A 9,580-nucleotide genomic window follows, 5' to 3' on the forward strand; every position below is an offset into this window, starting at 1 on the left:
CACAACCCGGTCCGGAGGACCTTGATCAGTACCTCGTCGGCCTCGATCTTCGGCTCGGGTACGTCCTGCAGCCACAACCCGGGCCGCGCCTCAGCCTTCACCAGCGCCTTCATGCCCACATCGTCGTCCGCGGCAACCATCGGCGTCCATCGACACGTCGTGCACAGCCTTTACAGCCGAACTGCATACTTGGCCCTGTGCGGAGAGTTATCAGGGGACTCGGGATCGTGTTCCTGGTGGGTGGGGTCGGGGTGCTGGGGTGGATTGGGTGGCAGTACTTCGGGACCGGGATCGCGGCCAACCAGCAGATGGGGAAGGCCGAGGAGACGCTCCGGGAGGAGTGGCGGAAGCCGGCTGTGGTGGTGACGCCCGAGGCCGGGCAGCCGCTCGCGTTGTTGCGGATCCCGCGGTTCGGTGCGGATTGGGAGAAGCCGATCGTGGAGGGTGTCGCGGCGGACGACCTCTCGCGCGGGATCGGGCACTATCCGCAAACTCAGCTGCCCGGTCAGCCGGGGAACTTCGCGATCGCCGGGCACCGGGTCACGCACGGCTCGCCGTTCCGCAAGCTCCTCGACCTGCAGCGCGGCGACCAGATCGTGGTGGAGACCGCCGCGGCCGTCTACACGTACGAGCTGGACGGCTCACCGCGTGACCTGACAGTAAAACCGTCCGACGGCTGGGTCCTGGACCCGGTCCCGGGCAAGAGCATCGCCCCGACCCGCTCGATCATCACCCTGACCACCTGCCAGGACCTGTTTCACTCCCCAGACCGCTCAGTAGCCTTCGGCCACCTCGTCAAGGTCAGCAAGAAGTAACGAACCACCTGTCATCTAAGCTCAAGGCTCATGAGCTACGACCGGGACGGACTGCTGGAGCAGGTCAAGGGCAAGGCGATCGTGCACGGGCGGGTGACGTTGGCCTCCGGTAAGGAGGCTGATTACTACGTCGACCTGCGGCGGATCACGCTCGACGCGGCCGCGGCGCCGCTGATCGGCCCGGCGATGCTCGAGCTGACCAAGGACCTGGAGTACGACGCGGTCGGCGGCCTCACGCTCGGCGCCGACCCGGTGGCGATGTCGATGCTGCACGCGGCCGCCCAGCAGGGCCGGATGCTCGACGCGTTCGTGGTCCGGAAGGCCGAGAAGACACACGGCCTGCAGCGCCGGATCGAAGGCCCGGACGTGAAGGGCCGCCGGGTGCTCGCGGTCGAGGACACGTCGACGACCGGCGGGTCGGTACTGACCGCGGTCGAGGCGCTGCGCGAGGCCGGCGCCGAGGTGGTCGCGGTCGCGGTGATCGTGGACCGCTCGACCGGCGCCCAGGAACGGGTCGAGGCGGAAGGGCTGGAGTACCGGTCCGTGTTCGGACTCGAGGACCTGGGGCTGAGCTGATGCATGCGAGCACGCTGCTGATCGGTCTGCTGGTCCTGGCGATCTGCGGGGCCATCCTCTACTTCAACTACTACACGGCGAAGAAGCGCCGCGAGGAGTTCGCCGGGTTCGCGAGCCAGCAGGGTTGGTCGTACGTCGAGTCCAACGACTCGCTCGCGAACCAGTGGGCCGGTACGCCGTTCAACACCGGTGACCACTGGCGCGTCAAGAACGTGCTGTCCGGGCCGTTCAACGGGCACCAGATGGTTGCCTTCGACTACAGCTACCAGACGCATTCGACCGACTCGAACGGCCGCCGTACGACGACCACGCACAAGTTCGGCGTGGTGGTGCTGCAGTTGCCGGGCGCGCTGCCGCACCTGGAGGTCACGCACGAGGGCATCTTCGGCGGCGCGGTGGCGAACGCGTTCGGCTTCCGGGACCTGCAGTTCGAGAGCGACCAGTTCAACCGGGCGTTCCGGGTGAAGGCCGACGACGAGCGGTTCGGGCACGCGGTGGTGACGCCGCGGATGATGGAGCTGCTGCTGGCGCGCGGCGAGATCGGCTGGCGGATCGAGGGCGACTCGCTGGTCGGCTGGGACCGGGGCGCGCACGAGCCGAACGAGGTGATGAACCGCCTCTCGCTGCTGGAACAGGTAGTACAGCAGGTCCCGCCGTACGTCTGGCGCGACTACGCGGGCGTCGACCCGCGCCCGGCGGAGGAGGCGTACCCGCAGCAGCAGGCGCCCGCCCCGCAGCAACAACCCGTGTACCCACCGCCGCAACAGCAGGCGCCGAACCCTCAGCAACCACCCGGCGGACCCACATAGGGGGTGTCTCCCGGTCCCACGCCTACTGCGCGGCACTCGGCACGGCACCTCGCCGCACTGGAGCAAAGGCCACGATGAAACCACATCGAGGCCTTCACTCCAGCGCGCCGAGGCACCGCACCGAGCACCTGCTCGCTACGGCGTGGGATCGGGAGACACCCCCTACCCGTAGAGTCGCGTACAGCACTGCCAACTCTCGGGAGCTTTTGTCATGCTTTGGGTCATCATCGCGATCGTCGCGGTCGTCGTCATCGTGGCGATCTTGCTGATCACGTCGTACAACCGGTTCGTCAAGCAACGGAACCTGATCCAGGAGTCGTGGCGGCAGATCGACGTCGAGCTGCACCGCCGGTACGACCTGATCCCGAACCTGGTCGAGACCGTCCGGGCGTACGCCGCGCACGAGCGGCACGTGTTCGAGGAGGTCGCGCGGCTGCGTACCCAGGCGGTGAACACGCAGGGCGCGAACCCGGAACAGCGGGCCGCGGCGGAGGGTGAGCTGTCCGGCGCGCTGCGTCAGATGATGATCTCGGTCGAGCAGTACCCGCAGCTGCAGTCCAACCAGAACTTCCTCGGTCTGCAGCGCGAGCTGACCGACACCGAGGACCGGATCGCGGCCGGCCGCCGGTTCTACAACGCGAACGTCGGCGACTACAACACCCGGATCGAGGCGTTCCCGTCGAACGTGATCGCGAACGCCTTCAAGTTCGAGAAGGCCGGGTACTTCGAGGTCAAGGACGAGCAGGTCCGCGCGGTCCCGCAGGTCTCGTTCGGCACCATCGGCTCGGTCGCCGGTGAGCAGGCGCCGCTGCAGATGCAGCAGGGCGCCCCGTCGTCCGGCCAGATCCACCCGCAGATGCCGGGTGACCAGGGCAACTACCAGCAGGGCTACCCGCAGCAGCAGATCCCCGGCGGGTACCAGCAGCAGCCGGTCCAGCAGCAGCCGGTGCAGCAGCCGCCGTACCAGGGTCAGCAGGGGCAGGGCGGCTACCCCGCTCCGCAGCAGCAGGGGTACCAGGGAGAGCCACCGGTGGGCGGGCCGCCTGCGGGTTCCCCCGCGCCACAGGACGGTCAGCCGCCATTCACCGGTGGCCAGTAGGCACCGGTTCCCCGTGGTCCAGGTCCCCCGATCCCGGACTCGCTCCCAGTGCCAGGCCCGGTGTGACGGCGGTCAAGTCGCCACCTCCGGGCCTGTCCTCCCCCCGGTACCTGTGGCAACCCTGTCGCAGTGACATACATCCGGCGTACATCGGCCTTCCCGCCGAGTACGCCGGGATGCCACGATGGGTCGGTTCAAGAGTGGAGAGGCCGGGCGAGTGGACAGTCTGAGGTACGGGATCCTCGGACCTCTGCGGCTCGTCCACGCCCAGGGGCAGCCGCTGAAGGCGGCCAAGCCGCGGCAGCTGCTGGCCACGCTGCTCCTGCACCCGAACCGGTTCGTCTCCACCGACCTGATCGCGGACGCGCTCTGGGAGAACACCCCGCCGCGATCCGCCACCGCGAACATCCGGACGTACGTCCGCGCGCTCCGCGGGGTGCTGCAGGACGCCGGGCTGCCCGCGCCGATCGACACGTCGGCGGCGGGCTACAGCATCGAGGTGGGCGTCGACGAGCTCGACGCCAGCCTGTTCGAATCACTGCTCGCCGAGGGCGGGCACCTGCGGGACGCCGGTGACGGCCGTCAGGCGATGCAGGTGCTCTCCCGGGCGTACTCCCTGTGGCGCGGCCGTCCGCTCGACGATCTGCCGATGCCTGCGGCGTGGGAGGGATCCATCTTCCGTCTGGAGGCGCAGCACCGAGGACTGGTCGACAGCCTGCTGGACCTCCGGCTGGAGTACGGCGACGCCAGCGGTGCCGCCGTACTGCTGAGTGCACGTCTCACCGAGGACCCGTACGACGAGCAGCTGTGGCGCCGCCTGGTCGACGCGCTTGTTGCCGCGGGCCGTGTGGGCGAGGCGCGGGCGGCGTACGCGAAGGCCGTACAGACGCTTGCCGACGAGCTGGACATCAAGCCGGGCCCGGAGCTCGAAGCTGCCGGTGCCCGCGCCGAGAACGGCCGCTCGGCCAACTGGCCGAACCCAGGCATCCCAGCCGACCGTACGACGGACCGCCAGAGCCCAACCGCCCAGCCTGGGCCTATGGCCGCTCCTGAGCTCAAGGACCCCGTACGGCCGCCGAGTCAGCTGCCCCTGGACCTGGCTGACTTCAGCGGCCGTCAGGAGCTCCTGGAGCAGCTGCGGGACCTGGTCTGCGGCCGTGACCCCGTGAGGCCGCCCGTAGCCGTCATCTCTGGTGCACCTGGCACCGGCAAGACCTCACTGGCCGTAAGGCTCGGGCACCTGGTCCGCGAGTACTTCCCGGACGGCCAGATCTACCTGGACATGCACGGCGCGACCCAGCCCCGGGACCCCGCCGCGGCGCTGACGGACCTGCTGCTCAGCCTGAACCTGCCGGACTTCGCGATCCCGACGGATCCCGAGCGGCGCTCGGCGATGCTGCGGTCCGAACTGGCCAGCCGCCGGGTGCTGATCATCCTGGACGACGTCGCCACCGCCGGCCAGGTGACCCCGCTGATGCCCGGCACCGGTGCGTCGGCCGTCGTGGTGACGAGCCGCAACCGGCTGATGGACCTGGCCGGCGCGGACAGTACGCCGCTCGACACGTTCGACGACCGCGAGGCGGCCCGGCTGCTGGCGTCGGTCGCGGGACCCGGCCGGATCGACCCGTCGTCGCCGGAGGCCGAGGAGATCCTCAGCGCCTGCGCGAACCTGCCGCTGGCGATCCGGATCGTCGGCAGCCGCCTGGCGCAGCGGCCCGACCTGAGCGCGCGTGAGCTCGCGCGGCGGCTGCGGGACGAGACGTCGCGGCTGGACGAGCTCAGCATCGGAGAGCTCGCCGTACGGACCAGTGCGGACCTGAGCTACGACGCGCTGAGCCCGGAAGAGGCCCGGTTGTACCGGCTGATCGGGCACTTCGCGGTCGGTGTGTTCTCGGCGCGGGCGCTGGAGGCCGTCGCGTCGCCGGCCGCCGTACGGCGCAGTCTGGACCGGCTGATCGAGGTCAACCTGGTGCGGATCAGCTCGGTCGACCACCGCGGTACGGCGCGGTACCGGGTGCACGACCTGCTCCGGCTGCACGCGCTCGGGGTCGGTACCGATGAGCAGCGCGCGCAGGCGGTCCGGGACGTGGAGACGGTCGTCGACGCGATCCTGAACAAGATCCGCCGCGCGAACAACGCGTTGTCGTTCGAGTACTTCGGCGTACTGGAGCACACCGGTCCGCTGACCGCGCCGGATCCGTCGCCGTTCACCGAGACCGATGCGATCGCGTGGTTCGACAGCGAGCGCAGTACGTTCGTGCCGGCGATCCGGGCCGCGGCGCAGAACGGGCTGCACGAGCACGCCTGGCGGATCGCCGCCGCCTGGGGGCCGTACCTGGACCTGCGGGCCGGCTTCGACGACTGGAACGGCTCGCACCAGGAGGGGCTGCGGAGCGCGATCGCGTGCGGGGACCGGCATGGCGAGGCGATCATGCACCGGAATCTCGGCCAGCTCGCGGTCTATCAGGACGACTGGGACGCCGCCCGTCCGCACTTCGACGCCGCCGCACGGTTGTTCGCCGAGGTGGGAGACCGGCTCGGCGAGGGGGTGGCGGCCGTCGGGCTCGGGACCTGGCTACGGGAACGCGGCGAGCGGGACGCCGGGCTGGCGCAGTACGAGAAGGCGATCGAGGCGTTCGTCGAGGACGGCAACGCGAACGCCGAGGCGCTGGCCCGGACCGCGGCCGCCAACGTCTACCTGGTCCGCGGCGACCTCGACACCGCGCGGCAGCTCCTCGCGCAGGCGTTCCTGATCGCCGTACGGCGCGCCGACGCGCACCGGGAGGCCAAGGTACGGCGGCGGATCGCGGCGCTCCGGGTCCACCAGGGGCGCCACGACGAGGCGGTCCGCCAACTGCGCAAGGCGCTGGCGATCTTCGACGGGATGGGCGACGACCACTGCGCGGCGTACACCCGGGCGCTGCTCGGGCGGGCGCTGATGGAGCGCGGCGAGGTGGCCGCGTCCCGGAAGACGCTGCTGGACGCGATCGACGTCGGCCACCGGCTGGGCGATCGCAGCGTAGAGGGACAGGCGGCGCAGTACCTCGGGGAGCTGTACCTGTCGACCGGCAGCGTGGACAACGCCCGCCGTACGCTCGAACGCGCCGCGCGGGTGTGGCAGCAGGCCGGCAACGACGCGGCTGCCGCGGACTGCCGCCGGCTACTGATCGGCTCCGAGGCAGGCGCCGCGGCCGGCTAGCAATGTACGGCGGCTGTATGACGGCCGGACAAACTTTTCACCATGCCACGGCAGCACCGGCCGAGGACGGGGATCGGGGGGATACCTATGGCCTGGGGGGAGGTTGCCGTGGAGCGCCGGAACGTCCCGCGGGTGGCGAACCCGCGGGACACCGAGGCGGCGCTGAACTGGCAGCTGGAGCGGGTCGGTTCGGCCGCGTGGGCGGACTGGACGCTGAAGTTCCAGCGGATGGCATTCGGCTACGCGCACGACAGCGGCTGGCACGACGCGGCCGACGCGGTGAGCTGGCTCGACCACCACGCCCTGCTCCGCGAAGGGGCGGCGCCACGGGGGGCGCTGGTCTGGTACCAGGCGGCAGACCGGATCCGGGTGGCCTGTTCGCTCGGCTCCGGTCAGGTGGTCGGTCCGCTAGTGACCGGGCCGGTCGAGATCGCGGACCTCACTCGGCTCAGCACGGACTGGGTGTGGTCGGACCCGCATTTTCCGTTCGGGCACTAGGCGGGGGACGAGGTGGGCGACTAGGCAGAGTGCTTCGGGGCGGCGTGCTTCGGCGCGTCCGCCGGGCCGCCGGTCCCGTCGGTGTTGTTGCGGTTGCGGCGCTTGGCGAGGAAGTACTCGACGAACATCGGGATCAGCGAGATCAGCACCAGCACGACCAGCGCGGCCTCGAGGTTCTTGTGGATGAACTCGACGTGCCCGAGGGCATGGCCGAGCAGCGTGATGCCCGGGGCCCAGATCACCGCGCCGATCCCGGTCCACAGGAAGAACTTCTTCGGGTCCATCTTCCCGGCGCCGGCCACGATCGTGATGAAGGTCCGGACGATCGGCACGAACCGGCCGAGGACCAGCGCCCGCGGACCGTACCGCTCGAAGAACTCGTGCGTCTGCTCGATGTACTTCGGCTTCAGGAAGCGGGCGTTCGGGTTCTTGAACAACGACGTACCGAGGACGCGGCCGATGTAGTACCCGGAGACGTTGCCGAGGAACGCCGCCACGGTCAGCAGGACGCAGGCCAGCCACAGCGGCACGTGGATAGTGCCCTGCGCGATGAACAGGCCGACCGCGAACAGCAGCGAGTCACCGGGCAGGATCGGGAACAGCAACCCGCACTCGATGAACACGACCACGAGCGTGCCCCAGAGGGCCCAGTCACCCAGCCAGTTCAGCAGGTACTCCGGGTTCATCCAGGACGGCATCAGCATCGCGACAAGAGGAAGCACGCGGACAGGGTAGCGTCCCCACCTGTGCACGAGCTGAGCAGTGAGGTACGTGGAGCGGACATGGTAGGCCCGAACGAGGTCGGGGTCGGCCCCTGGACGGGTGACCTGCCCGACGATCCGCGGCTCGATCCGGAGCTGCTCGCGCACGGTGACCGCCGCAATGTCGTGGACAAGTACCGGTACTGGAAGCTCGAGGCGATCGTCGCGGACCTGGACCGGCAGCGGAACTCGTTCCACGTCGCGATCGAGAACTGGCAGCACGACCTGAACATCGGCTCGGTGGTCCGGACCGCGAACGCCTTCCTGGCCGCCGAGGTGCACATCGTCGGCAACCGCAAGTGGAACCGCCGTGGCGCGATGGTCACCGACCGCTACCAGCACGTCCGCCACCACCCGACCCTCCCTGACCTGGCTGCTTATGCCGCACAGCTGGAGGTCCCGATCATCGGCATCGACAACCTCCCCGGATCCGTCCCCCTGGAGACCTACGACCTGCCTGCGGCCTGTGTGCTGCTGTTCGGCCAGGAAGGTCCTGGGCTCACGGACGAGGCCCACCAGGTCTGCACAGCCGTGCTCTCGATCGCCCAGTTCGGTTCCACCCGCTCCATCAATGCCAGCGCGGCCGCGGCCATCGCCATGCACGCCTGGATCCGCCGCCACACCTTCGACCAGCCACCGAGCAGCTAGGAGGCGTCATGTGGGCTGACCACGCGATCTGGTGGCACCTGTACCCGCTCGGCTTCACCGGCGCCGAGCCCGCCGCGGTGCCCGGCGTCGTCCATCGCCTGCCCCAGCTGGAGAACTGGCTCGACTACGCGATCGACCTCGGCTGCTCGGGCCTGTTGCTCGGCCCGGTGTTCGCCTCCGAGACCCACGGGTACGACACGGTCGACCACTTCCGCATCGACCCGCGGCTCGGCGACGACGCCGACTTCGACCACCTGATCGCCGCGGCGCACGCCCGCGGTCTCCGGGTAGGGCTCGACGGCGTGTTCAACCACGCCGCGCGGTCGTTCGCGCATCCGGAGTGGTTCCGCGGCGAGGACACGTTCGAGGGGCACGAGCACCTGGTTGCCCTGGACCACGGCAACCCGGAGGTCGCGCAGTACGTCGGCGACGTGCTCCGGTACTGGAACGACCGCGGCGTCGACGCGTGGCGCCTGGACGCGGCGTACGCCGTACCGCCCGGGTTCTGGCGGCGCGTGCTGCCCCGGGACGGCTGGTACTTCGGCGAGGTGATCCACGGCGACTACGCGGCGTACGTCGAGGAGAGCGGGCTCGATTCGGTCACGCAGTACGAGCTGTGGAAGGCGATCTGGAGTTCGCTCAACGACCGCAACTTCTTCGAGCTGTCGTACGCGCTCGGCCGGCACAACGCGCTGCTCGACACGTTCGTACCGCAGACGTTCGTCGGCAATCACGACGTGACCCGGCTGGCGTCGCGTCTCGAGGACGAGCGGCACCTGGGGCATGCGCTCGCGATCCTGTTCACGGTCGGCGGCGTACCGAGCGTCTACGCGGGGGACGAGCAGGCGTTCCGTGGCGTGAAGGAGGAGCGCGTCGGCGGGGACGACGCGATCCGGCCCGCGTTTCCGAGTGGGCCCGACGAGCTCGCGCCGCACGGGTGGCCGACGTACCGCCTGCACCAGGAGCTGATCGGCGTACGGCGGCGTCATCCGTGGCTGGTGCGCGCCCGGACGACCGTCGAGCAACTGACCAATGAGACCATCGCGCTGCGGAGTACGCACGGTGACGAGTGGGTGCTGTTGTTGCTCAACGTGTCGGATCAGGACGAGCAGTTTCCGCTCGACGGCACGCCGGTCGTACCGGCCCACGGCTGGAAGTTGTTGACAAGTACGTAA

General features: G+C 69.7%; 9 protein-coding genes. 8 read left to right on the forward strand and 1 reads right to left on the reverse strand.

The genetic code is table 11. The features are described from left to right. Positions 1–197: 197 nt before the first annotated feature. The 6 genes from VFF46_RS19960 to VFF46_RS19985 all read left to right on the forward strand — a co-directional run bounded on the left by VFF46_RS19960 (position 198) and on the right by VFF46_RS19985 (position 6,996). Entirely contained in the window at positions 198–815 is a 618-nt protein-coding gene (locus tag VFF46_RS19960) for a class E sortase (RefSeq protein WP_325038672.1), read from the forward strand. A gap of 30 nt (positions 816–845) precedes the next feature. Continuing rightward, entirely contained in the window at positions 846–1,391 is a 546-nt protein-coding gene (pyrE, locus tag VFF46_RS19965; protein WP_325038673.1) for an orotate phosphoribosyltransferase, read from the forward strand. Continuing rightward, positions 1,391–2,200, forward strand: coding sequence for a hypothetical protein (locus tag VFF46_RS19970; protein WP_325038674.1), 810 nt, complete (start codon positions 1,391–1,393; stop codon positions 2,198–2,200). Before pyrE ends, VFF46_RS19970 begins: the two co-directional genes overlap by 1 nt. Positions 2,201–2,411: 211 nt before the next feature. Next, positions 2,412–3,299 carry a LemA family protein gene (locus VFF46_RS19975; RefSeq protein WP_325038675.1) on the forward strand — a complete coding sequence of 296 codons (888 nt, stop codon included), beginning with the start codon at positions 2,412–2,414 and terminating at the stop codon, positions 3,297–3,299. A 217-nt stretch (positions 3,300–3,516) separates the two neighbouring features. Next, positions 3,517–6,498, forward strand: coding sequence for an AfsR/SARP family transcriptional regulator (locus VFF46_RS19980; protein WP_325038676.1), 2,982 nt, complete (start codon positions 3,517–3,519; stop codon positions 6,496–6,498). An 87-nt stretch (positions 6,499–6,585) separates the two neighbouring features. Then, positions 6,586–6,996, forward strand: coding sequence for a hypothetical protein (locus tag VFF46_RS19985; RefSeq protein ID WP_325038677.1), 411 nt, complete (start codon positions 6,586–6,588; stop codon positions 6,994–6,996). A gap of 20 nt (positions 6,997–7,016) precedes the next feature. Here VFF46_RS19985 and VFF46_RS19990 read toward each other — a convergent pair whose 3' ends face one another. After that, positions 7,017–7,718, reverse strand: coding sequence for a DedA family protein (locus VFF46_RS19990; protein WP_325038678.1), 702 nt, complete (start codon positions 7,716–7,718; stop codon positions 7,017–7,019). 60 nt (positions 7,719–7,778) lie between these two features. On the opposite strand from VFF46_RS19990, the gene VFF46_RS19995 reads away from it, so the two are divergent. Further along, positions 7,779–8,405: a TrmH family RNA methyltransferase gene (locus VFF46_RS19995; protein ID WP_325038679.1), complete on the forward strand. Its 627-nt coding sequence runs from the start codon at positions 7,779–7,781 to the stop codon at positions 8,403–8,405. A gap of 8 nt (positions 8,406–8,413) precedes the next feature. After that, positions 8,414–9,580, forward strand: a complete 1,167-nt coding sequence (locus tag VFF46_RS20000; RefSeq protein WP_325038680.1) for an alpha-amylase family protein — start codon at positions 8,414–8,416, stop codon at positions 9,578–9,580.

Origin of the sequence: Kribbella sp., from assembly GCF_035655035.1 — a bacterium.
Classification (GTDB): domain Bacteria; phylum Actinomycetota; class Actinomycetes; order Propionibacteriales; family Kribbellaceae; genus Kribbella.